This is a genomic window from Pseudoalteromonas sp. US3C1004, from assembly GCF_048401065.1.
Taxonomy (GTDB): Bacteria; Pseudomonadota; Gammaproteobacteria; order Enterobacterales; family Alteromonadaceae; genus Pseudoalteromonas; species Pseudoalteromonas undina.
The window spans coordinates 483682-507853 of record NZ_CP183073.1 but is presented as its reverse complement, the minus strand read 5'-3'; the positions used below and the strand labels follow the sequence as shown (position 1 = coordinate 507853).

Here is a 24172-nt window from a genome sequence, read left to right as displayed (position 1 = left end):
AAATTGTTAGGAACAATTTTTAACATCTGAAAGGTGGCCCGAAGGGGGAAATACAAGGGTGTATTTTATAATCGAACGTAGTCCGATGCCGAACAATGGCTAAGCTAAACTCAGAAACAAAAAAGCCTCGCATGTGCGAGGCTTTGTATAAATGGTGCCTCGACCCGACAAAAAATTGTCAGGAACAATTTTTAACATCTGAAAGATGGCCCGAAGGGGAAAATACAAGGATGTATTTTATAATCGAACGTAGTTCGATGCCGAACAATGGCTAAGCTAAATTCAGAAACAAAAAAGCCCCGCATGTGCGAGGCTTTGTATAAATGGTGCCTCGACCCGGAATCGAACCAGGGACACGAGGATTTTCAATCCTCTGCTCTACCAACTGAGCTATCGAGGCACTTAAACAGTGCTAATTAAATGTTAATAAAACACTTAATTAAAATAAATGGTGCCGACTAACCGAGTCGAACGGTTGACCTACTGATTACAAGTCAGTTGCTCTACCAGCTGAGCTAAGTCGGCACACAAAACTGTGTGTGCTAAGGCACTTTATCAATTTTAAAGATTGATAACTTTTTGTAAATGGTGCCTCGACCCGGAATCGAACCAGGGACACGAGGATTTTCAATCCTCTGCTCTACCAACTGAGCTATCGAGGCACTTAAACAGTGCTAATTAAATGTTATTAAAACACTTAATTAAAATAAATGGTGCCGACTAACCGAGTCGAACGGTTGACCTACTGATTACAAGTCAGTTGCTCTACCAGCTGAGCTAAGTCGGCACACAAAACTGTGTGCTAAGGCACGCGTAAAAATGTTTAATTTATTTACTTAAACACCATTACTATAATAAATGGTGCCTCGACCCGGAATCGAACCAGGGACACGAGGATTTTCAATCCTCTGCTCTACCAACTGAGCTATCGAGGCACTTAAACAGTGCTAATTAAAAATCTTACCTGATTTTTAATGCAACTCCCACAAGACACTTCTTAGTGAGCTATCTGGGCGTGCGGCGTATTAAACGAGTTTTGCCCTTACAAGTCAACTTTTTTTTTATCCTTTGCAACTGTTTGAACGGTTTTCAAACAACTAGCGACGTTTCTCGTTAATGCAGTGCATTTATTCAACAAAAGACTTTAAAAAACGTAGTGAATTATTTTTTTTAGGTGTTACGATTGGTATATAACTTTCGGTACAGGCTTACCGTTCTAATAATACCACGATAGGAAAATTCATGCAGGGTAAGTTTTCTCCAGCAATCAAAGGCTTACTACCTTTATTTTTAGTTAGTAACCTTATAACTGCCACATTATTTATAGTCGCCTATTCGCTTTACTCACAAAGCAATACTGAGCACAAAGAAGTTAACCCTGTTTCAACCATCAAGGTAACAAAACTTGCTGAGCGTCTTGAGCAACCCATAGTAGAAGCACTAACTATACACGAGCAAGACAAAGTCAAATCACTTCTTGATACCGCAAGCTTACTCAATAATAATTTTAAATATACCCTGCACCGCTTTAATCCGAACAATAAAACCGAGTTGGTTTATAGCAATAATAGTAACTTAATTGAGCCTTTAGCTATTAATGAGTATGTAAAGGAGCAAGGCATATTACATCATGTTATTTCAGTAAATGGGGAGGTAATTGCTGAGCTTATTATTGAGCAAAAACAACCTTTAATTGCATCATCTACACAAAACTTATTTATGAATGCGTACCTTGCCGCTATTGTTGCTCTGATAGTGCTGTTTGCGTTAGCTATTACGTTTAATAAGCATATTAATAAACGATTACATAAAAATACCGACTCTCTCACTCAAGAACTCAAAGCAATTACACAAAATGATAACTATCAAAGCACGCTTAATGAGCAACTCGAAGGCGGATTAGAAACCGTTGCTCAACAAATTAACTTGCTGCTAAAAAAAGTAAGTACGGTTCAAGCTGACGATCAGGCTGCACAAAAAGAATTAAAAAAACTACAAACTAGCCTTGAAACAGAAGTACAAAGCAGAACATTTGAATTAGAAAAGCAAACTCAAAAAGCATTAAAAGCCAGCGAAACTAAGACCACCTTTTTAGCCACTATGAGTCATGAAATAAGAACACCAATGAATGGCGTAATTGGCACTATTGATTTACTTCGTCAAACAGAGCTTGATGGTGCCCAGCAACGTTTAAGTACTATTATTCGTGAATCAGCATTTTCGTTATTAAGTATTTTAGATGATATTTTAGATTTTTCTAAAATTGAGGCTGGAAAGCTCAATATAGATCCAGTTCCGTTTTCCGTTGCCGATACGCTAGAAGAAGTTGCTAAGGTGTTATCGTCGGTTGCTAAAAATCGCCACCTAGAACTCGATTTATCAATTGCCCCCGATATACCCAACAACCTTAAGGGGGACTCTGTTAGAGTGCGCCAAGTGCTATATAACTTATGTAGTAATGCCATAAAGTTTACCAGCACCAATGGTACAACCCAGGGGAAAGTAAGAATATCAGTAGAAGTAGCACATAACACCGCCGATCACTTTACATTGCGTTTTTGCGTAAGTGATAACGGTAAAGGAATGAGTCAATCTCAGTTGAGAAAAATCTTTAACCCGTTCACCCAAGCAGAAAGCTCAATTACGCGAGAGTTCGGTGGTACAGGGCTTGGGCTTTCAATTTGTAAAAGCTTAACTGAGCTAATGCTTGGTACCATTCATGTAACAAGTCATGAAGGGATAGGGAGTGAGTTTACTGTTGAACTGCCCTTTTCAACCGCAGGTAAAATTGAATTTGCCCATAAAAATACACTTAATGGTAAACATGTCATTGTTGTTAGTAACAACGCAGAACGCGGCAAAGTAATTTACCGTTACTTGTCATTTATGGGAGCTAAAATAACCTATGCTCATGAGCAGCAAGATATAGAAGCTCATCAAGAAACCAAGGATATTATTTGGGTTGTTGATGGTATTGATGACATGAGTAGTATTAGTACCCTACTAAGAAGTTTACTTTACTCATTAGAAGATAATAACCAACAAATGGTGGTATTAAGTAAGTTAGATGAAGCGGTTATTAACCATAAAAATATTTTTTATATTAACGCCTCCCCTTTGTGTAAATCTAACTTTATGCTTTCAATTTTAGTGGCTGCCGGCTTACATAAGCCTAAGCAAATTAAAAAAGCCAGAACGATGAATCACTACCTAAGTTCAGAAGAGGCACTCGCTGCAAATAGGCTGGTATTATTGGTAGAAGATAACCGATTGAACCAAGAGGTACTCACCGAACAACTACATATACTAGGTTACAGTGTAGAGGTAGCTAATAACGGTGAAGAAGGTTTAGATATGTGGCGTAAAAATAGCTACTCGCTCATTTTAACCGATTTACATATGCCAAAAATGTCTGGCTACGACATGGTTGAAAAAATTAGAGAAGAAGCTTCATTACTCGAATCAATTGACGCACAACCTTATATTATTGCTGTTACTGCCAATGCTCTAAAGGGAGAGAGAGAGCGATGTTTAGCAGTGGGTATTAACGACTTTATTACTAAACCTATTGAGCTTAATGCACTTGAAGACACATTAAAGCAATGGAGTGATTTATACAGCGAACAACCACAACAGGTGAATTCGGCCGAAAAGTCTGTTATGCCTATAGATATGGAATCAGCGAATAAGTACATAAATGGCGATGATGCTAAAATAATCCGCTTCTTTAAAATGTATTTAGAACAGAGCCAAGAACAAATTAAAGCGATTAACTTTGCTGTGTTGCAAAGTAACAAAGCTGAAATTTTATCTGCCTGCCATCAATTAAAATCTATATCAAAAACAGTAGGAGCTAATATTGTTGCTGATTTAGCGCAGTCATTTGAAGATAAGTGCAAGAGCGATGAAGTAAGTGCTGATGAGTTAATTAAGATGAGAGATGGGCTCGAAATTGAATACTCAAGAGCAGCGCAGTTCTTAAAAGAGCAAATTAAAAATAATGAGGAACAGAACGAACTTATTTAACTAAATAGTATATGTTACTAAGAACGTTTGCTAACGCAATAAAAAAGGGCTTAGAGCCCTTTTTTATTAATTAACCTAAGCACAGTTAATTTATTTTTCTACTGGCTTATAACCTTCAATCTCAACTTCTTTACCTTCAAATAAAAAGCCAACCATTTGCTCTTCTAAAAAAGTACGATGCTCTGGATCCATCATGTTTAAATGCTTTTCATTGATCAGCATAGTTTGTTTATGCTGCCATTGCCCCCAGGCTTCTTTAGAAATATTATTAAAAATTTTCTCACCAAGTTCACCAGGGTATAACTGAAAACCAAGCCCTTCGGCCTCTTTTTGTAACTTTTGACAAAATACTGTACGTGCCATGATTGTTCCCCTTAATGCTAAATATATCGCTATTCTATACTATTGCCGTAATTTGTTTAACCAACTTTTTAGTCGGTGCAGCTAACCCTACTTCTATTGATTGATCGAGTGGATACCATACCAACTGCTTGTCATTAACAACATCCGGGGCTTTTTCAATATTAAGTACATGCGGGTTAATTGTGAGCTCAAAATGTGAAAATACATGAGTAAAAGGCGCTACTTCATTAAGGTCACTTTTAAGCCCTTGTTGCGCTAAAAAAGTTTCGAGCTCGCTGTACTCATTAAATTCAAAAAATCCAAACAATCCGCCCCAGATACCACTGTTTGGGCGTTTTTCCATAAGCACTTTGTCGTTATGTTTAATAATTAACTGGTGGCAGCTTTTTTTAGGCACTGCTTTTTTAGGTTTAGAGTGAGGGAACTCCTTAACTTTACCTGCGTTAAACGCACCACAACGGCTATTTAACGGGCACGCCTCACAATCAAAGCGACTGCGCGAACATAAGCTTGCACCTAAATCCATCATAGCTTGATTAAACTCTGTTACATTATTTTTAGGAGTGAGTTGTTCACTTAAATGCCAAAGCTGATTTTCTACCTTTTTGACTCCATACCAACCTTCAACCATGAAAAACCGAGCAAGCACTCTTTTAACATTACCATCAAGAATAGGGTGATGCTGCCCCAAAGATAATGATAAAACAGCGCCAGCAGTAGAGCGCCCTATTCCGGGTAAATCCATTACTTCTTCAAGCGTGCTAGGAAACTGACCTTGGTATTTATCTCGAACTATTTTAGCGGTTTTATGTAAATTGCGTGCACGAGCGTAATAACCTAAACCTGTCCAATGATGCAAAACCTGATCTTCATCAGCATTTGCTAAAGCAATAATATCGGGAAAGCTTTGCATAAACTTTTCAAAATAAGGGATAACAGTGACAACCTGAGTTTGCTGTAACATCACCTCAGATACCCACACTTTATATGGCGTTTTAGCTAATTGCCATGGTAACGTTTTGCGCCCATGAAGGTGATACCAGTCAACTACTTGGTTGGAAAACCAAGCTGACTGCTGTTTTTTTAAATCCAACATATTTACTTTTTTACTAATGCTCAATGGCGGCTCAGTCTATTGTAGTGACTGAAAAGATCAAGCTATAACGCCCTAATGCTTGTCAACCTAGCGCTGGTCAGGGATAATACGCAACCATTTTTAAACACATTGTTTTGTCAGGCCAATAATATGAGTGAATCAAGTAACAACAACCTTGAGCAAGCTAAGCAAGAAGGTAAGTATATCCGCACTATTCGCAGTTTTGTAAAACGCGAAGGCCGATTAACCAAAGGCCAAGCTGCTGCAATCGAAAAATGCTGGCCAACAATGGGGCTTGAACATAAAAACGGCCTACTTGATTTAAGCGAAGTTTTTGGCAATGACAATGATGTAGTGCTAGAAATTGGTTTTGGTATGGGTAAGTCATTAGTTGAAATGGCAAAAAATGCACCACACCTTAACTTTATCGGCATAGAAGTTCATCGCCCAGGCGTTGGCGCATGTTTAATGGATGCTGACGAAGCTGGCGTTACTAATCTGCGCGTATTTGAACACGATGCAGTAGAAGTTCTTGCTGATTGTATAAGCGATGAAAGCTTATCAACCTTGCAGTTATTTTTTCCTGATCCATGGCACAAAAAGCGTCACCACAAGCGTCGCATAGTACAAACTGAGTTTGCTGAAAAACTCCGCTCTAAATTAAAAATCGGTGGCGTATTTCACATGGCAACCGATTGGGAAAACTATGCAGAGCATATGTTAGAAGTAATGCAAGCAGCTCCAGGTTACAAAAACCAATCTGAGACTAACGACTATGTACCTCGTCCTGATTTACGTCCTTTGACTAAATTTGAACAGCGTGGTCAGCGTTTAGGTCATGGCGTATGGGATTTAATATTCGAACGTACTAAGTAACCGTTAATTAAATAATCAAGTAAGGTAAAGCCATTTATGAGCGTATTAACCAATCCGAGCCTACTATTACTTCGTAACAGTGAAGAGTTAAAAGGTAAATCAATATTGGTGGTCAACTTTGTTCAAGATGGCTTTTTAAATGAGCTAAAAACGCTCAATCCACAAAGTAAAATAACCGCTTTTAGTTATAACCACGCTAATGGTGAATTTGCAAAAAACATATCGGGTATTGACGTAACCATCAGCCACACAATTAATTCGGGCGATTATGATTTGGTAATACTTTATTACCCTAAATCTAAACCTGAGCTATTAATGGCGTTAGACAACATACGTGCTGTGATAAGCAAAGATGCAGAGCTACTCGTTGTTGGCGAAAACAAGAGCGGTGTTAAGTCAATTGAAAAGCAACTCGCCGGTAAGGCTGAATTTAGTAATAAAATAGACTCAGCAAAACACTGTGTTTTATATTCATTTTCAGAGCTCACTATTAATAGCGCGTTTGATATTAGCACTTACCATAAAGAGTTTACGGTATGTGTGAGCGATATTGAGTTTACAGCAGTCAGTATTCCTGGTGTGTTTAACCATGGTGCACTAGATGCTGGAACGAAAATGCTATTAGAGAATGCTCCTAACTTAAAACATGGGAAAGTCCTTGATTTTGGTTGTGGCGCAGGACTTATTGCTACTTTTTTAGGGCTAAAAAATCCAGCACTGACATTTACCTGTAGTGACGTAAGTGCACTTGCAGCCTATGCAACAACGCAAACGCTTAAGCTAAATAATGTAAACGGTGAAGCCATACTCAGTGATGGTTTAAATAGTATTGTTGGCAAGTTTGATTTAATTATTAGCAATCCGCCATTTCATACCGGGATTGCAACTGACTACAGCGTTGCGGAATCTTTTTTAACCCATGCAAAGCAACATTTAACTAAGGCAGGCAAACTGACCATAGTGGCTAATAGCTTTTTGAAATATCCACCAATTTTAGAAACCCAATTTGATAGCTACCACACCGTGTTCAAAAACAACAAATTTGCCGTATACAGTAGCTAAAATAAGTTATTAATATCCTGTCAAAACATAAATATGGGCTATATTAGCCACATATTTATGTTTCATAAGTAGATTAGCTAAAAATAAAAAGTGTAATTAAGCTAATCTTTTTAATTCACTTTTTTCTGTTTTTGCTAAACTATTATCATTAGACTCACAATTGACACGGATGACCTTCTCGCAATGCCCAAAACTGTAGAGCAAAATAGCATTCGTAGCATATTGTTTAAAACCATCATGCTTATAACAGCTATCTGTTTGTTATTATCGCTTTCAATTTCTACCTATTTAAGTGCGCAAGAGCAAAAAAAACAGCTCATTAGCAAACTTGTGTTGGTATCAGAGATCATTGCATTCGACGCGATGCCCTCATTGCTAAATAAAAACAGGCCTGCAGAAGAAAGGCGCTTAAAGCTGCTTCAACAAGTATCATCCGTCACAAATTTACATATTTACGCCTTAGATGAGCAATCTAATAAGCCAGTCTTTTTTACCAGCTTTAATGCCCGAAAATCACCACCAGTCCCCATTAAAACAGATAATATTAATGATTTTTCTGAACCACAGGTTAGTGACGAGTATATTGAGTACATTACCCCAATACTCAATAATGAACAGCTGCTCGGCTATGTATATATTAGAGGCAGCTTAGATAACTTAAATCAACTAATAACTAAAAAGATTATAATCGATATCGTTATTATGGCTTTAATACTTATTTTTATTTCTTTGATTATTTTAAGGCTACAAAAAAGGATAGCCAGTCCAATAGAAAACTTAAGCTTGTTGTTGCAAAACATAGCTAAAAAACATAATTACTATGCACGTGCGCCTTTAACGAACCTAACTGAAATAACTCGGCTTTCTAATAGCTTAAATGTAATGCTTGCACGTACACAAAGGCAAATAGAACGCCATGAAGAAGATAAACAAGAAATTAAGCAGCTAAACTCAAACCTTGAAGAGAAGGTAAGTCAACGCACTATCGCACTCAGAGAGGCTAATAAAGAGCTGTTATCCACTCTGGAAAAGATGCACCAATACCAAACTCAAATTGTCGAAAACAAAAAAATGGCTTCATTGGGGCAAATGGTGGCAGGGGTTGCCCATGAGGTAAATACACCGATTGGACTTGGTATTACAGGCTCTACTCTATTGCGGGATAAACTCGCGGAACTGCAGGTTAAATTTCATAATAAATCACTAACTGCGAGTCAATTTGAACAATTTACTAACGATGGTATCGAAAACTTAGACTTAATATATAGCAGCTTAAACCGCGTTGCAGAGCTCATTTCTAACTTTAAAAAAGTTGCAGTGATCAAAGATGATGAAATAACCAGCACTGTTAATATACAACAATTAATTAGTGATACTCTACTGTCTATGGGGCAAGAACTAAAAATTAAAAACCCTAAAGTCCTTATAAATTGTCCATCAGATTTAACCGTCGAAAGTAAAAAAGGGCCACTTCAGCAAGTTTTTCATCAGTTAATTTTAAATTCCCTGTTACACGGATTTGTAGCTGGCGGTGACAATGAAGTGCAGATTGATATTGTAGCAACAGAAACAAAAACACAAATTACCTACACAGATAACGGCCTAGGTGTTGAAAGCAATATACGAGCAAAAATATTTGACCCATTTGTAACATCAAAGCGCGGCCAAGGAGCCAGTGGCTTAGGAATGCATTTAGTTTACAATTTAGTGACTCAAGCTTTGGCTGGGGAAATTGTGTTAGATACCGAGTATCAGCAAGGGGCCCGATTTATTATTACACTTTTTTAAAAAGCGAAATAACTCTTATTCCCCTCTTGAATTACAACTTTATGACCATACTAATACATAGCCAACTAAACTGTTGTATCATTAATGCTGTATTTCCACACAATTAATGAACTTAATTGTGTTTAACATATCACATACATTGATGAAAAGTTGGAAAGTGATATAATTCCGTTTTGAATTAGTCTGATTATTTTAAGTATCTTTAGGTGGTTGATGGATGTATCAATTATTAAAGGGAAATGGCTTCGACTCTATAATTCAAATTATACATCCAACGTTAAGTATCAATTAAGCCGCGGTTTTTAATAATACGTCATAGTAGGTTTTGGCGCGCAGCTGTTTATATCTAATCTGTTTTTACTTGTTAACATTTAGATATAATCCTATAATTCTAGTAGTCGGCTCTGATGATCACGCCGATTTTATAAATAAAACACACTCCAAAAAGGTTAATTAAAGATGCAAACGCCAGTCATTCTGATCGTAGAGGATGAAGACGTAACTAGACTAAACCTCGTTAGTTTATTTGAAGCTGAAGGTTACAAAGTTATTGAAGCCATTGATGGCGATGATATGCATGATAAGCTTACAAATAACGATGACGTCAATCTTGTAGTTATGGACATCAACCTGCCAGGTAAAAACGGGCTTATTTTAGCTCGCGAGTTACGCCAAAAACGTAAAGTTGGTCTTATTTTCTTAACAGGCCGTGACAACGATGTAGACCGTATTTTAGGTCTTGAAATTGGTGCTGATGACTATATTACTAAGCCTTTCAACCCACGAGAATTAACTATTCGTGCACGTAACTTAATTACGCGTACTGCATTAGGTGGTGAAGAATCAGCTATTGAAACCAATGGCGTGATCACCTTTAACGGTTGGGAACTTGACGAAAACAGTCGTTGCCTTACTTCTCCAAATGGAGATGCAAAACGCCTACCTAAAGGCGAGTACAGAGCACTGCGTTTAATGCTTGACTCTCCAGGTCGTATATTCAGCCGTGAGCAACTAATTAAGCACATGACTGGCCGTGAGCTTCGCGCTAACGACCGTACAGTTGATGTTACCATTCGTCGTATCCGTAAGCACTTTGAAAGCGACAACTCAACGTCTGAGTTAATCAGCACCATTCATGGTGAAGGTTACCGCTTCATTGGTAAAATCGACAGCTAATTAGTTTTTACTCTAATTGCTGTAAAAATAAATGAAGGGCCCGTTGTCCTTCATTTATTTTGTCTGCTAATTCATCAAGCCAGACTGTTAATACTTCATCACTTTGTTCCAGCGCACCATGTTCCATTTGCTTTGCATGCAACTGCACATCATTCAGACCAACCGACCCAGCGGCACCTTTTAACTTATGCGCAACGGATTTGTACTCTTCTCTGTCAGCTGCTTTTAATGATCCTAATAGCTCTTGTTGATATTGCGGATTTAGTTTTGCAAACAACTGACTACTACGTTTAAATACTTCAACGCCCATCGAGTTTACAAAGTCTTCAATGGTTTCAACATCTAGCAAGTCAGTATTAATTTGATTTAATAACTCTTGATTAACTACTCGTTGAGGAGCCTCAACTTGCGCTTGTTGAATGCCAAAGAGTTCAGCGAGCATATTATCTAACTTACTGGTGTTTATCGGTTTAGCTAACGCCCCTTGAATAGAAATCCCCTCAAGCTCCTCTTCAGCACTGCGAACATTGGCGGTAAGTGCCACAATAGGAAGCGGGTCAAAATGGCTTTGTGCGCGAATTTGTCTTGCTACTTCATCACCATTAATATCAGGCAACTGCATATCAAGTAATACTAAATCTAGGTCATCTTCGGTTTCTACAAACGATAAAGCATCTTCTCCCGTTTCAGCCCACAGTACTTCATGTCCACGTTGTTCTAATAGGTTAGTTGCAATTTCAGCATTAAGTGGCACATCTTCCACTAATAAAATATATAAGCTACGCCCTACATAACTATGTTCGGTAGGAGCACTACATAAATTCAGCGGAATTTGAACGGTAAAGCAACTGCCCTCTCCAGGAGTACTATTAACAGTTATAATGCCTTTCATAGCACTTACTAACGCTTTTGTTACGGCTAAGCCAATACCTGAGCCAATCGCATTGGTCCCTTTAAGGTCGGGCGCTTTGTAGTACATATCAAAAATACGGGTAAGTTGTTCTTGCGGAATCCCTTCACCGGTATCGAGTATTTTTATAATAAGCCATGGGCCATCTTCGCGGTTCTCTCTAGCACAATCTAAGGTGACACTACCGTGCTGGGTAAATTTAACCGCATTATTAATTAAGTTCCATACTACTTGGCGTAAACGTGTAGGATCAAGTAAAGCGTATATATCAAGCATTCCAGAGCGTTTTACTTCAAAAGAAAGTTCTTTTTGCTCCGCAATAAGGCCTGCAAAGTTAACCACATCATTGATAAAGTCAGACACATTAATTTCGTTAGCGGCAATATCGAGTTGCTCACGGTCAATTTTATCTAAATCTATAATATCGTTAAATATATTACCCAGCGTTTCGGCGCTTGAAAACACCGTATTACACCAGCTACGCTGCTGTTTATTAAGTTCAGTATCCAATAGCATTCGGGTTAAACCGACGATACCATTGAGCGGAGTGCGTAATTCATGGCTCAATGTGGCAATAAATTTCCCTTTATCTTTGTAAGCAGTTTCCAGTGCCTGCGCGGCTTCTTTACGGCTGGTAATATCACGGCCAAAGGCTAGTAGACCAATGTAATCGCCCTGCTCATTTATAAAGGGGAGTTTTCTGAGTTCAAACCATCTTATTTCACCATTTACAGAATACTCTACATCAATAGTTAAACCTTGATGAGTGCGTTCAACCTGCTCATCGGTTCTTAATACTTCTGATAAAAAGTGGCTTGGAAATATTTCTTCTGCGGCTTTGCCAATTAATTCGCCACTGGTTTTGCCCATCACCTCTTCAAACATTTTATTACAACCGGCAAACACCCCGTTGTTATCGCGGTAATAAAATAAATCTGGTGAGGAGTCTACAATGGAGCGTAATAACATGCCTTGTTGCGCGAGTTCTTGTTGCGTTTTTTTACGCTCTGCAATTTCACGTCTAAGCTCTTCTATTGCTCTATGCTTAGCATGAAAGGCCATTTTACGTTCATCAATTTCAATGTTTAAACGATTAATATTGTCTTTGAGAGTTTGATTTAAAAGCTTTTCTTGTTTTGTGGCACTATCTAAATAGGCATAAGAGGCATCAAGTTGCCGAATAGAGTTAAGCAGTACGCTAATCACCAGAGGGGAAACAACTGAGGTAAAAAATACTACAGCCAATATATCAACTAAGTTCACTTCCCCAATGGCAACATAGTAAAACATACTCGACAAAACCAGCGATACTGTCAGTAATAATGCATAGCAAATAGCTGCAGTTTTAAACTCACCAAAACGAGTTATTGAACTGGAAAGAACTCGAACCCACGGGTTCAAAGAAGAATCTGTCATATATCAGTGTTTCTCTTAGCTAAATGCTTAAGTAAGTATGATTAAAGGCTAATTTTAGCATTTTCTATCAGCGATTTTCATGTTGTGCGATAAAAACAACAAAATTTCATGTTTGGCGTTATTTGCCGCATTTCAGCAACTCTTTATTTAGTGTAAAATGTGACGTTTTAAATATTGCAAATAACGAGTAACGTATCATGCAAACGACTATGCCAGATATTGCTATCACGGCTGCCGCATTACAAACAGGTAAATTAGACTGGGTAGGAATGGGCGATATAGAGCTGCCTTTTATTTTTGAATCTCTTGATTTAGCTCCAGTTACCGTTAATGCAAAAGCACGCGCTTTTGTTAATTTACACCAAGAAGACGCCAAAGGCATCCACATGTCGCGTCTGTTTTTAGCACTTGATCACCTCTCAACTGAGCAGCAGGTCAACCCGCACACCTTAGCACAAGCATTAGATACCTTTATCACCAGCCATGAAGGCTTAAGCGATAAAGCACAAATCGAATTTAAATTTGAATTACCACTGCGCCGTAAATCATTACTTAGTGGCAAAGCCGGCTGGAAAAGCTACCCAGTTGTACTTACCAGTACCATAAATCAAGGCGTCATTAGTTTTGAACTCAGTGTTGATGTTACTTACTCATCAACCTGCCCCTGCTCTGCAGCCCTTGCTCGTCAACTTATCCAAAATGCGTTTAGCGAAAAGTTTGCTCAAGAAACACTAACTCAATCTGAGGTTTTAGAGTGGCTTGGAACAACTCAAGGCATTGTAGCAACCCCGCATTCACAGCGCTCTATTGCTAATGTTAAAGTAAAACTAGATCAAAATATTCAAGAGTTTGATGTAGTTAACTTAATAAACTTACTAGAAGATGAGCTTAAAACACCAGTACAAGCTGCGGTAAAACGTGAAGACGAACAAGAGTTTGCCCGTTTAAATGGTCAAAACCTGATGTTTTGTGAAGACGCAGCACGAAAAATTAAAACGACGTTAGAGTCAAAAGAGTTTAGCGATTACTTCCTGCAAATAAACCATTATGAGTCTTTACATGCTCATGATGCCGTCGCTATTGCCGTAAAAGGTATTGAAGGCGGTTATAAAGCATAATAGCGCTCATCCCCATTCGTTAATAAAATAGCCATAACAACTATTTGGGCACATAAATTGCTTTAGAAAAGCAGTGTCAATTTGTTGTTATGGAGTTACCGTATGGAATTCGCTTTATTATTAATATTAGTGCTAGTTGTTGGGGCATCTGTGGTTGCGTCAAAATTTAATGATGACGGCGGAAACCCTTATCCTTTTACTCGCAAGCAAAGTGTATTTACCCAAGTAGAAGGGGCGTTTCTAGGCTTATTAGAACGCGCTGTTGGCGATCAATATAAAATTGTTAGTCGCGTTAAACTAATCGATGTGATTGACTGTAAACAAGGTCTATCTGTCAAATCTAAACGTGCGGCATTGGCTAAAGCAAAAAATAAACAGCTCGACTTTGTACTAGTCGACAAAGAAAAAATGACCATAGTGGCAGCGGTTGACTTAGTTAATAACGCCAACAAAGATGGTCACAAAGCACAACGTGATTGGTTTGTTAACGGTGCATTAGAAGCCGCTGGCATTCCACATATTCGTATGAAAGTGAAATCAGGCTACCGCCCGAGTGAAGTTCGCGATGCCATTATGTTTAAATTAGGCAAACCTGCTAAATCACAACCTTCGCGCCCGACTCGTACTAGAGTCCATAAGCCTGCGGTATTATCACCTTCTCAAGCAAAAGCACATTCAACTGCCCTTGCTGAAATATAACTACTGAGTTAAAGCAATGTATTAAAGCGAGCATTTTAAATGACTCGCTTTTTTGTTTTTTATAGCAGACTTCACGTATAATCAGCCTATTCAAATTTAGGAATTTAACACTATGAATGTTGGTATTATTGGCGCCATGGAGCCAGAAGTTAAAATTTTGCGCGAAGCGATGCAAAATCCACAGGTTTTAACCAAAGCAGGCTTTACGTTTTATACTGGTGAGCTTGCAGGTAATACTGTTACTTTAGTGCAATCAGGCATTGGTAAAGTCGCTTCAACTATTGCAACCACTTTACTTATCGATAACTTCAAACCTGATTGTGTTATTAACACAGGCTCTGCCGGTGGTTTCGATCCTTCGCTTAACGTTGGCGATGTGGTGATTTCATCAGAAGTTCGTCATCACGATGTAGATGTAACCGCATTTGGTTACGAAATTGGCCAAGTACCACAAATGCCAGCAGGCTTTGCAGCGCACACTAAACTAGTAGAAGCCGCCGAGCAAACAATTGCACAAATTAGCGAAGTAAAAACGCTTGTTGGTTTAATTTGTACTGGTGACTCATTTATGTGTGACCCTGTTCGCATTGAAAAAGCACGCAATGACTTCCCTACAATGCTAGCAGTAGAAATGGAAGGTGCGTCAATTGCACAAACGTGTTTTGCACTTAACACACCATTTGTTGTTATTCGCTCAATGTCTGATATTGCTGGCAAAGAGTCACCGCAATCATTTGAAGAGTACTTAGAAACAGCCTCTATTAATTCATCAAAAATGGTTGTGGCATTACTAGAAAAGTTAACGGCGGTTACGCTGTAAATGCTCAATAATATTGTTCAAAATCATTTGGACTTTATTGTATTTATTTGTGCGCTCCTAGCTGAGCGCTTTTTACCTTTAGTTAGCTGGTATCACCCTAACCATATACTTTCTGCAATTTTTAACGCAATTGGCCAGCGTGTTTATAAAAAAACAGACAGCAAACAATATCATTATTTAGCCGCTTCATTAGCAAGCACACTTGTTCTAACTGTGATTATGATTATTGTCGTTTTGCTGCTGGAGTTTGCCTTTTACCCTGAACTACTATCCGGTCTTATTTTATACTTGTGCCTAGAAAGCAGTAGCATAAATAAAAAAGCGATACGTATTGCGAAATTGACCAAAAAAAATCAAAAATCAACTGCTCGAGAATTATTAAAACCACTAGTAGCCCGAGAAGTTAAGGCACTTTCAAACCCAGGGATTATTAAAGCGGTTATGGAAAGTGTCATACTAAGAACGGCCCGTCATTATTTTGTGGTAATTTTTATTTTTTTACTATTAGGCCCCATTGCAACTCTCGCCTACCGCTTGCTTACCTTAATCCAACAAGCATGGCGCACTGATATAGCTCCCGACAGCGCTTTTTTGAAGCCGCTTAAACTAATTCTTTTTATTATTGAATACATTCCCATGCGGTTACTCGCGCTGACAATAGCTTCACTTAAAGCCAGTAAGAAAAGCATGCATTATATTAAGCATTATGGCCGCCATTTTTATCAAAAAAATACTGGCTGGTTACTAAGTGTGTGCTCAGCATCTTTAGGGGTGCAACTTGGTGGGCCTGCTATTTATATTGAGCAGCGTTTCAATAAAATGCGGGTCGGTGTAGAACGCTTGCCAAGTGCTGATGATGTCCCAAAGCTACTCAACACCCTAAATCAAGCCCGTTTTTTTTGGCTACTAATTATTATTAGCGTTGAAATTATTAGGGCTGTTCTAACTTTTTGATCAGTTATAAAAAAACCAGCCAAAGCTGGTTTTTATACTCTCTGAAGCTTTAGGCTACAGTAATATTTGCAAACTTACGTTTACCTACTTGGTAAATAGCGGTTGTTCCTTTTTCTACTTCCAATTTGGTATCTGTAATTTTTTCTTCGCCGTTAAGCTTTACTGCGCCTTGTTTGATCATACGCATGGCCTCTGAAGTACTCGCCACTAAGCCAGCTTCTTTTAGCAAGTTAGCAATTAGAATAGTGTCTTCATCAATGTTAACTGTCAGCTCTGGAATTTCATCAGGTAGTGCTTTTTTCTGAAAGCGCTGAATAAAGTCATCATGAGCAGCTTGCGCATCGGCTTCGCTATGGAAACGTGCAATTAACTCTTTCGCTAATTCAATCTTAATATCGCGCGGGTTAGTGCCTTGCTCTACACGCTGTTTTTGCGCTGCAATTTGCTCAATAGAAAGGCTACTTAGCAAGTCATAGTAACGCCACATTAGTACATCACTAATTGACATGATTTTACCAAACATGTCGCTAGGCGTATCAGTAATACCTATGTAGTTTCCTAGTGACTTTGACATTTTCTGAACGCCATCAGTCCCTTCAAGTAAAGGCATCATTAGTACGGTTTGAGGTTTTTGACCTTCATCTTTTTGCAGCTCACGACCCATTAATAGGTTAAAGCGTTGATCGGTGCCTCCTAGCTCAACATCAGACTCAAGTGCAACTGAATCCCAACCCTGTACTAGTGGATATAAAAACTCATGGATTGCGATAGATTGACCGCCAGCATAGCGCTTTTTAAAGTCATCACGCTCAAGCATGCGTGCCACAGTTTGGCGCGCTGCCAATTTTATCATTCCAGCCGCGCCCAACTTCTCCATCCACGTAGAGTTAAAAGCAACAGTTGTTTTAGCTGGGTCTAAAATTTTGAAAACCTGTTCTTTATAGGTTTCAGCATTAGCAAGCACATCATCACGAGTCAGTGGCTTACGGGTAACATTTTTGCCCGTTGGATCGCCTATCATACCGGTAAAGTCACCAATTAAGAAAATAACCTCATGACCTAAATCTTGAAAGGTTTTCATTTTATTAATTAGTACAGTGTGACCTAGGTGCAAATCTGGAGCCGTAGGATCGAAACCAGCTTTAATTTTTAGCTTTTTCCCCGACTTTAATTTTTCAACCAACTCATCTTCAATTAATATCTCTTCTGCACCGCGTTTTATCTCTGCTAGAGCGGTTTGTAAATCCACTGTGTGTTACTCCAAAAAATTCTGACAACGAAGGGGGTGTATATGCTCACGATTTATTGCTAGCGCGTTTTAACAAAACAAATAAAACTATTTAGCTAACATAACAAATTTCCACTTAATTAGAACAACTTTTTTAACTAATCGCTGCACCAACTAAAATGCAGGGCGTACGTTCTAAAATGGGATATAAAAGAGCGATTAATAATACACTAAAGGTGTTTATAAAAGCCCAAAAAACAGTTTATAAATTAATCACTTCTCGCTATTAAATCGTTTTAAAAGCTAATTTAACATTACGATGAAAAAGCAAAGTATCCAAGGATATAAAATAGTGCTGTTATTCAACTTTAAACACAAACAGCCTGAATACCCTATGATTTTAGCTTAATTTAACGCGAGTTTAAATCTACAAAATACTAGTATTCATAGATTATTCGTTATATCCTGCAATATAATCTATTTATTATCTTGACAGCAGAAAAAGGCACGTTATGGTCCACGTGGTTAACACGCTCCCCAAAAAACACAAAATGCTTATTCTAGGTTTGGTTTCTGCTATTGTTGCCTTAGCCTTTTTACCTTCTGAAAAAGCCACTGCATCCAAAGACAATAGCGAGAACACGCTAGAAATTGGTAAGCGTTACGAATTACAAATAAAAGTAGGTGAAAACGAAAAACTCACCGACTTAAATTCAGAGCATGCAGCGCAAAAACTTCCAGAATATGATTTTGTCGATCACCTTGTTAAAAATGGTGACAATTTAGCGAACATTTTTAAGCGCGCTGGTTTTTCTGCGCAAACGCTTTACAAACTGGTTAACACAAATGCTGAAACACGCAAGCTTACCAAAATTCATCCAGGTGAAACACTAAGCTTTGCTACTGCAAAAGATGGTTCGTTGGCTCAGTTACGTTACGTTATATCTAAAACAGATACCTTATATGTCACCCTTAATGACGAAGGCCAATACGATACTTCAATTGACAGCAAAGAAATAGAAACACTTAGCAAAACCGCCGGTGGGGAAATTTCTAGCAGTTTTTGGACGTCAGCGATCGCTGCAGGTTTAAGTGAACGCCAAATCATGAACTTTGCCGATATATTTGGTTGGGACGTGGATTTTGCAAATGACATCCGTAAAGGTGATGAATTTGGCTTAATATATGAATCTCATTTTGTTGACGGTGAATTTATTGGCACCGGTAAAATTATTGCCGCAGAATTTATAAACCAAGGCGAACGTTACACAGCAATTCGACACACAGACGGTAATTTTTATACCCCTGAAGGGCGTAGTATGAAAAAAGCCTTCTTACGTGCACCTGTTAACTTTAAATATATTAGCTCAAGCTTTAATCCTCGCCGCTTACACCCGGTTACAGGACAAGTAAAAGCACACCGAGGTATTGACTACGCTGCGCGTACAGGCACGCCTGTTGTATCATCAGGTAATGGTAAAGTTATCAAAGCGGGCTACAGTAAATATAACGGTAATTACGTATTTATAAGCCACGGTACACAATACGTTACTAAGTACTTACACCTTAACAAACGCCTAGTTAGAACAGGGCAAAAAATCAAACAAGGTGAGAAAATTGGTACTGTAGGCTCAACAGGTCGAGTAACTGGGGCACATTTACATTATGAGTTTTTAGTTAACGGTGTTCATCGTAATCCCAAAACTGTGAAACTACCTAAATCTGAGCCATTACCACGCTCAGAGCTTGCTAAGTTTAAGCCTATTGCTGATAACTTTATTGCGCAACTTGAGCGTAACCGAGAGCTTCAGTTGGCACTTAAATAAAGAGTTTAATGATTAAATAAAAAAGCCTTTGCAGGGATAACCCGCAAAGGCTTTTTTGTATGTGATGATTATACCAACCAGCATAGATATTTGAATAGTTTCACGAATTACCCATTGTATCTAAGCTGCTTGGTGCTAAATTTCAGAGTTAATTTACGAGTACATAAATAAGCTGCACAACCAAAGAGATCATCACCAGTGGCCAAATATACTTACTATATTTAGTAGCGCTCTCAAGCCCCATTTTACTTTGGTATTTTTCCAGTAACGGAATAATGATCACCAAAGCAATGACTAAGCTAATTAAAATAACAAATATGTTCATATCATCACCCTACACCAGGTTATGGTAAAGCGCAGCCTTTCGCGCTGATATATAGCTCATACCAATGCTCACGACTTAAGTTAACATTAACCGCATCACAGGATGCTTTTATACGCTCTATATTAGTGGTACCAATAATTGGTTGAATTGATGCTGGGTGGCGCAACAACCATGCTAATACGATAGCTTCTGCTGTTGTACCATAAAGTATGGCAAGCTTACTGACTAAAATACTGGTATTAATATCTGCAGGCGAGGCCTTTGATAAATCACCACCAGAGTATAAGCCTTGGCATAAACTGCCCCAACTTTGAATCTGAATTTCATGCTCACGGCAATATTCAATATTGCCTGGGGTAAAGTTAATATCCTTGCCATCGGCATTACCCACATAAACGCCTTCATCAACCCATTGATGTTTTTGTAAACTCGCTTCGATTTGATTTGCCACAATCGGCATATCTAAAGCGCGTTGCAAAAACCGTATTTGATATTGCGACATATTAGACACCGCAAAATGACGCACTTTGCCACTTTCTTTTAAACAACTAAATACTTGTGCAACTTCCTCTACTTCCATTAAAGGATCTGGGCGATGCAGCATAAGTATATCTAAATATTCGGTATTTAATCGCTTTAATGAGCCCTCTACTGAGCGCTCAATCCAATCAGCTGAAAAGTCATAACGTTGTGGGTTTTTATCATCAGCAAAGCGAATACCACACTTAGACTGAATATACATTTTCTCCCTAAGTTCTGGTCGCTCAGCCAGAGCTTGACCAAAAACATGTTCGGCTTTGCCTAAGGTATAAATATCAGCATGATCGAAAAAATTAATTCCGCCTTCAATGGCGGCATCTATGCATGAATGAGTTTGTTGTAAATGCGCACTGGTAATCGCATCTTTATTCCATGCGCCTCCCAAACCCATACAGCCAAAAACAAGTTTGCTTACATTCGGGAGATATTTTGCCAGCGGAGTGTGTAACATTTTGACAGCCCTTTAAAAAATGAAGAGTGATTACTTTAAACAAAAAACCCTATACAAGAAACCGCTTAAGTCAAAACAGTGAATTTTATGCAAAAAAAAGCGCAGTAAACTGCGCTAATAGGTTGAGTCTAAATTATATTTAACCCACAAGAGCGAGTAAAATACCTGCCGCAACAGCACTACCAAGCACCCCTGCAACATTAGGCCCCATGGCATGCATTAATAAGAAGTTATGCGGGTTATTTTCAAGCCCAACCTTATTAACAACACGTGCTGCCATAGGCACAGCGGATACACCCGCAGCACCAATTAATGGGTTTATGGGGGTTTTTGATATCTTATTTAAGCCTTTAGCCATAAATACACCAGAGGCTGTACCAATAGCAAACGCCAGTGCACCCAGTACCAAAATACCAATAGTTTCTACTGTTAAGAACTGCTCGGCAGCAAGTTTAGAGCCCACTGCAAGTCCTAGAAATATAGTGGTGATATTAATGATTTCGTTTTGCGCACTGTTGCTGAGCCTATCAACTACACCCGACTCACGCATTAAGTTACCTAAACAGAACATACCAACCAGCGGAATTGCCGCAGGTAAGAATATAGCAGTTAAGGTAAGCACCATCAGTGGGAAAATAATTTTTTCCTTTTTAGATACTTTACGCAGTTCTGGCATTTGAATTTTGCGTTCTTCAGGCGTTGTAAACGCACGCATGATAGGTGGCTGAATAATAGGAACCAACGCCATGTACGAGTACGCAGCCACCGCTATAGCGCCCAGTAAATCAGGGGCCAGCTTTGACGCTAAAAAGATAGCGGTTGGCCCATCTGCACCACCAATAATCGCAATTGCAGAAGCATCTTGTAAGCTAAATTCAAATCCCGGAATAAAGTTAAGTAAAATAGCGCCAAATAACGTCGCAAAAATACCAAACTGCGCTGCCGCACCTAATAGCAACATACGCGGGTTGGCAATCAAGGCACTAAAATCAGTTAAGGCCCCCACTCCCATAAATATTAATAGCGGAAAAATACCGGTATCAATACCAACATAATAAACATAGTAAAGTAAGCCACCTGGATCTGATAAACCAGCTACTGGAATATTAGTTAAAATAGCTCCGAAACCAATGGGCAGTAATAATAACGGCTCAAATTTTTTGGCAATTGCTAAAAATAATAGCAAACAACCAACGGCAATCATGATCAGCCCAGGAAATGTAAAGTTAGCAATGCCTGTGGCATGCCAGAGGTTTAAAATACCATCCATCCTCTATTTACTCCTTAAGCTAGTGCAATCATTGCATCGCCGGTTGACACTGAATCGCCCTCAGAAACAAGCACCTCAGCAATCGTACCGGTATGCATGGCGCGTACTTCGGTTTCCATTTTCATGGCTTCCATAATAATTACCACATCACCTTCATTGACTACCTGACCTGGTTTTACTTTAATTTTAAAAATATTACCGGCCAGTGGTGCATTTAGAGTTTCACCCGAGGCAACCGATGCTGACTGTGGAATATGCTCTGAGTCTTTTAACGTCACCTCTTTAAGCTCACCACCTTGAGCAACCACGACATCGTATACTTTACCGTCTACTTTAACGCTGTATTGCTCTGCCTTAACGCTTTTATTGTTTGCCGCTGATTTTTCAGGTGCTTTATTGGCGTTATCATCAGCGCTAGGAACAGGCTCAAATGCATCAGGATTGTTACGGTTTTTAATAAATTTCAAACCAATCTGTGGAAATAGTGCATAGGTAAGCACATCATCAATTTGCTCATCGGCTAAAGTTAGCCCTTGCTCCTGCGCAAGCTTGCTTAACTCAGCTTCTAAAGTTTCAAGTTCAGGTTTAATAATATCTGCAGGGCGACAGGTAATTGCTTCACTGCCATCAAGTACGCGCTCTTGAAGCTCTTTATTCATTGGTGCAGGTGTTGAACCATACTCACCTTTTAATACGCCAGCAGTTTCTTTGGTAATGGTTTTATAACGCTCACCAGTGAGTACATTTAATACCGCTTGAGTACCAACAATTTGTGAGGTAGGTGTAACGAGTGGAATAAAGCCTAAATCTTCACGTACTCGTGGAATTTCAAGTAGCACTTCGTTTAGTTTATCAGCAGCACCTTGCTCTTTAAGCTGGTTTTCCATGTTAGTTAACATACCACCTGGCACTTGGGCTAATAAAATTCGGCCATCGACACCTTTTAAGCTGCCTTCAAACGCAGCGTACTTTTTACGTACGTCTCTAAAGTAAGCGGCAATTTCTTCTAGGTGGTTTAAATCAAGCCCGGTATCACGCTCGGTCCCTTCAACGATTGCAGCAATTGTTTCAGTTGCTGAATGACCATAAGTCATACTCATAGACGATACAGCTGTGTCGAGCATATCAATGCCGGCATCAATCGCTTTTTGATAAGTAGCGGTGCTTAAACCCGTTGTTGCATGGCATTGCATTGCAATAGGTATGGAAACCGTTTCTTTTAACGCTTTAATGAGTTCTTCTGCATCGTAAGGCTTAAGCAATCCCGCCATATCTTTAATACAAATTGAATGACAACCCAATTCTTCAAGCTGCTTAGCAAGTGTTAACCACATATCTAATGTATGTACAGGGCTTACTGTGTAAGAAATTGTACCTTGCGCATGTGCCCCTACTTTAACCGCCGCTTTTATGGCAGTTTCTAAGTTACGTACATCATTCATGGCATCAAAAATACGAAATACGTCTACGCCATTTTTGTGGGCGCGCTCAACAAACTTCTCAACCACATCATCAGCATAATGGCGATATCCCAATAAGTTCTGACCACGAAGTAGCATTTGCTGTGGTGTATTTGGCATCGCTTTTTTAAGCGCGCGAATACGCTCCCATGGATCTTCACCTAAATAACGAATACATGAATCAAAGGTAGCTCCACCCCAAGATTCTATAGACCAATAACCTGCGTCATCAATTTTTTTTGCAATAGGTAACATGTCGTCTAATCGCATGCGGGTAGCTAAGAGCGACTGATGTGCGTCACGAAGTACGAGTTCTGTTATTTTTAATTTAGCCATTGGTATGCTCCTCTAATTATTATTTGTTTTGTACTGAGCAATGGCAGCACTAATTGCAGCGATGTGCTCATTTGGCACACCTTGAGATTTAAAAGATGGTGTTCTCTGTGATGCTGCTAGTTCTGGCTGAGAAAACTTGCTAGCCAGCTTAGACATGAGTGTCACTGCACCAATCAATAAAGAAAGAAATACAAACACACCCACCATGCCTGTTAGCATTAAATTGCCTGCAGTTGTGAGTAAAGCCCCTATATCCATAATTCTCCCCTGTTTAAAACCAAACACATAAAAAATCGGTTTATTTAAATAACTATTCATCAATAGTAACAAAAACTATTCTTTTGTCTACACGTTGTAAATTGGTAAAACCAATTAATCTAAAAGTAACATATCACCAATAAGGTTAACACCACCTAAAATAGCTTATTTAAC

General features: G+C 38.8%; 19 protein-coding genes and 5 tRNA genes. 10 read left to right on the top strand and 14 right to left on the bottom strand.

Going from position 1 to position 24172, the window contains the following annotated elements:
- Positions 1–324 precede the first annotated feature (324 nt).
- From ACNSN3_RS02355 to ACNSN3_RS02335, 5 genes are all read right to left on the bottom strand, one after another.
- A tRNA-Phe gene (locus ACNSN3_RS02355) sits at positions 325–400 on the bottom strand.
- Positions 401–449: 49 nt separating this feature from the next.
- A tRNA-Thr gene (locus ACNSN3_RS02350) sits at positions 450–525 on the bottom strand.
- Positions 526–586: 61 nt separating this feature from the next.
- A tRNA-Phe gene (locus tag ACNSN3_RS02345) sits at positions 587–662 on the bottom strand.
- A 49-nt stretch (positions 663–711) separates the two neighbouring features.
- A tRNA-Thr gene (locus ACNSN3_RS02340) sits at positions 712–787 on the bottom strand.
- Positions 788–859: 72 nt separating this feature from the next.
- Positions 860–935, bottom strand: a tRNA-Phe gene (locus tag ACNSN3_RS02335).
- 307 nt (positions 936–1242) lie between these two features.
- On the opposite strand from ACNSN3_RS02335, the gene ACNSN3_RS02330 reads away from it, so the two are divergent.
- Positions 1243–4026 carry an ATP-binding protein gene (locus tag ACNSN3_RS02330; RefSeq protein ID WP_418608476.1) on the top strand — a complete coding sequence of 928 codons (2784 nt, stop codon included), beginning with the start codon at positions 1243–1245 and terminating at the stop codon, positions 4024–4026.
- Between the two features lie 90 nt (positions 4027–4116).
- Here the strand turns inward: ACNSN3_RS02330 and ACNSN3_RS02325 are convergent, their stop codons facing one another.
- Together ACNSN3_RS02325 and mutY are read right to left on the bottom strand one after the other, a co-directional pair.
- Positions 4117–4389, bottom strand: a complete 273-nt coding sequence (locus ACNSN3_RS02325) for an oxidative damage protection protein (RefSeq protein ID WP_008110439.1) — start codon at positions 4387–4389, stop codon at positions 4117–4119.
- 34 nt (positions 4390–4423) lie between these two features.
- Positions 4424–5485: an A/G-specific adenine glycosylase gene (gene mutY, locus ACNSN3_RS02320; protein ID WP_055013348.1), complete on the bottom strand. Its 1062-nt coding sequence runs from the start codon at positions 5483–5485 to the stop codon at positions 4424–4426.
- A gap of 150 nt (positions 5486–5635) precedes the next feature.
- Here mutY and trmB point away from each other — a divergent pair, with 150 nt between their 5' ends.
- The 4 genes from trmB to arcA all read left to right on the top strand — a co-directional run bounded on the left by trmB (position 5636) and on the right by arcA (position 10387).
- Complete coding sequence (gene trmB, locus ACNSN3_RS02315; protein ID WP_418608473.1) at positions 5636–6361, top strand: tRNA (guanosine(46)-N7)-methyltransferase TrmB; 726 nt, start codon at positions 5636–5638, stop codon at positions 6359–6361.
- Between the two features lie 36 nt (positions 6362–6397).
- A complete protein-coding gene (locus ACNSN3_RS02310; protein WP_054202257.1) occupies positions 6398–7423 on the top strand; it encodes a methyltransferase in 1026 nt (341 codons plus the stop codon).
- Between the two features lie 183 nt (positions 7424–7606).
- Complete coding sequence (locus ACNSN3_RS02305) at positions 7607–9211, top strand: ATP-binding protein (RefSeq protein ID WP_055013350.1); 1605 nt, start codon at positions 7607–7609, stop codon at positions 9209–9211.
- 459 nt (positions 9212–9670) lie between these two features.
- Entirely contained in the window at positions 9671–10387 is a 717-nt protein-coding gene (gene arcA / locus ACNSN3_RS02300; protein WP_008110444.1) for a two-component system response regulator ArcA, read from the top strand.
- A 7-nt stretch (positions 10388–10394) separates the two neighbouring features.
- On the opposite strand, the gene arcB is transcribed toward arcA, so the two are convergent.
- Positions 10395–12713, bottom strand: a complete 2319-nt coding sequence (arcB, locus tag ACNSN3_RS02295) for an aerobic respiration two-component sensor histidine kinase ArcB (protein ID WP_418608470.1) — start codon at positions 12711–12713, stop codon at positions 10395–10397.
- A gap of 197 nt (positions 12714–12910) precedes the next feature.
- Between arcB and folE2 the strand changes: the two genes are divergently transcribed.
- The 4 genes from folE2 to ACNSN3_RS02275 all read left to right on the top strand — a co-directional run bounded on the left by folE2 (position 12911) and on the right by ACNSN3_RS02275 (position 16304).
- Positions 12911–13831: a GTP cyclohydrolase FolE2 gene (gene folE2 / locus ACNSN3_RS02290; RefSeq protein WP_418608468.1), complete on the top strand. Its 921-nt coding sequence runs from the start codon at positions 12911–12913 to the stop codon at positions 13829–13831.
- A gap of 102 nt (positions 13832–13933) precedes the next feature.
- Complete coding sequence (locus tag ACNSN3_RS02285) at positions 13934–14530, top strand: DUF2726 domain-containing protein (protein ID WP_054202260.1); 597 nt, start codon at positions 13934–13936, stop codon at positions 14528–14530.
- 112 nt (positions 14531–14642) lie between these two features.
- On the top strand, positions 14643–15350 hold the full coding sequence (mtnN, locus tag ACNSN3_RS02280; protein ID WP_418608465.1) for a 5'-methylthioadenosine/S-adenosylhomocysteine nucleosidase: 708 nt from the start codon (positions 14643–14645) through the stop codon (positions 15348–15350).
- A complete protein-coding gene (locus ACNSN3_RS02275; RefSeq protein ID WP_418608463.1) occupies positions 15351–16304 on the top strand; it encodes a cobalamin biosynthesis protein CobD/CbiB in 954 nt (317 codons plus the stop codon).
- 49 nt (positions 16305–16353) lie between these two features.
- On the opposite strand, the gene tyrS is transcribed toward ACNSN3_RS02275, so the two are convergent.
- A complete protein-coding gene (tyrS, locus tag ACNSN3_RS02270) occupies positions 16354–17553 on the bottom strand; it encodes a tyrosine--tRNA ligase (protein WP_075170414.1) in 1200 nt (399 codons plus the stop codon).
- Between the two features lie 491 nt (positions 17554–18044).
- Here tyrS and ACNSN3_RS02265 point away from each other — a divergent pair, with 491 nt between their 5' ends.
- Complete coding sequence (locus ACNSN3_RS02265; RefSeq protein WP_010390821.1) at positions 18045–19358, top strand: peptidoglycan DD-metalloendopeptidase family protein; 1314 nt, start codon at positions 18045–18047, stop codon at positions 19356–19358.
- A 148-nt stretch (positions 19359–19506) separates the two neighbouring features.
- On the opposite strand, the gene ACNSN3_RS02260 is transcribed toward ACNSN3_RS02265, so the two are convergent.
- The 5 genes from ACNSN3_RS02260 to ACNSN3_RS02240 form a co-directional block, all read right to left on the bottom strand.
- The gene (locus tag ACNSN3_RS02260; RefSeq protein WP_010390817.1) at positions 19507–19683 is read right to left on the bottom strand and encodes a hypothetical protein; all 177 of its coding nucleotides are present in this window, start codon (positions 19681–19683) and stop codon (positions 19507–19509) included.
- 19 nt (positions 19684–19702) lie between these two features.
- Complete coding sequence (locus ACNSN3_RS02255; protein ID WP_010390816.1) at positions 19703–20674, bottom strand: aldo/keto reductase; 972 nt, start codon at positions 20672–20674, stop codon at positions 19703–19705.
- Between the two features lie 139 nt (positions 20675–20813).
- Complete coding sequence (locus tag ACNSN3_RS02250) at positions 20814–21944, bottom strand: sodium ion-translocating decarboxylase subunit beta (RefSeq protein WP_109875312.1); 1131 nt, start codon at positions 21942–21944, stop codon at positions 20814–20816.
- Between the two features lie 14 nt (positions 21945–21958).
- The gene (oadA, locus tag ACNSN3_RS02245; RefSeq protein WP_010390815.1) at positions 21959–23740 is read right to left on the bottom strand and encodes a sodium-extruding oxaloacetate decarboxylase subunit alpha; all 1782 of its coding nucleotides are present in this window, start codon (positions 23738–23740) and stop codon (positions 21959–21961) included.
- Between the two features lie 12 nt (positions 23741–23752).
- Entirely contained in the window at positions 23753–23998 is a 246-nt protein-coding gene (locus tag ACNSN3_RS02240) for an OadG family protein (RefSeq protein WP_178955085.1), read from the bottom strand.
- Between the last annotated feature and the right edge of the window lie 174 nt (positions 23999–24172).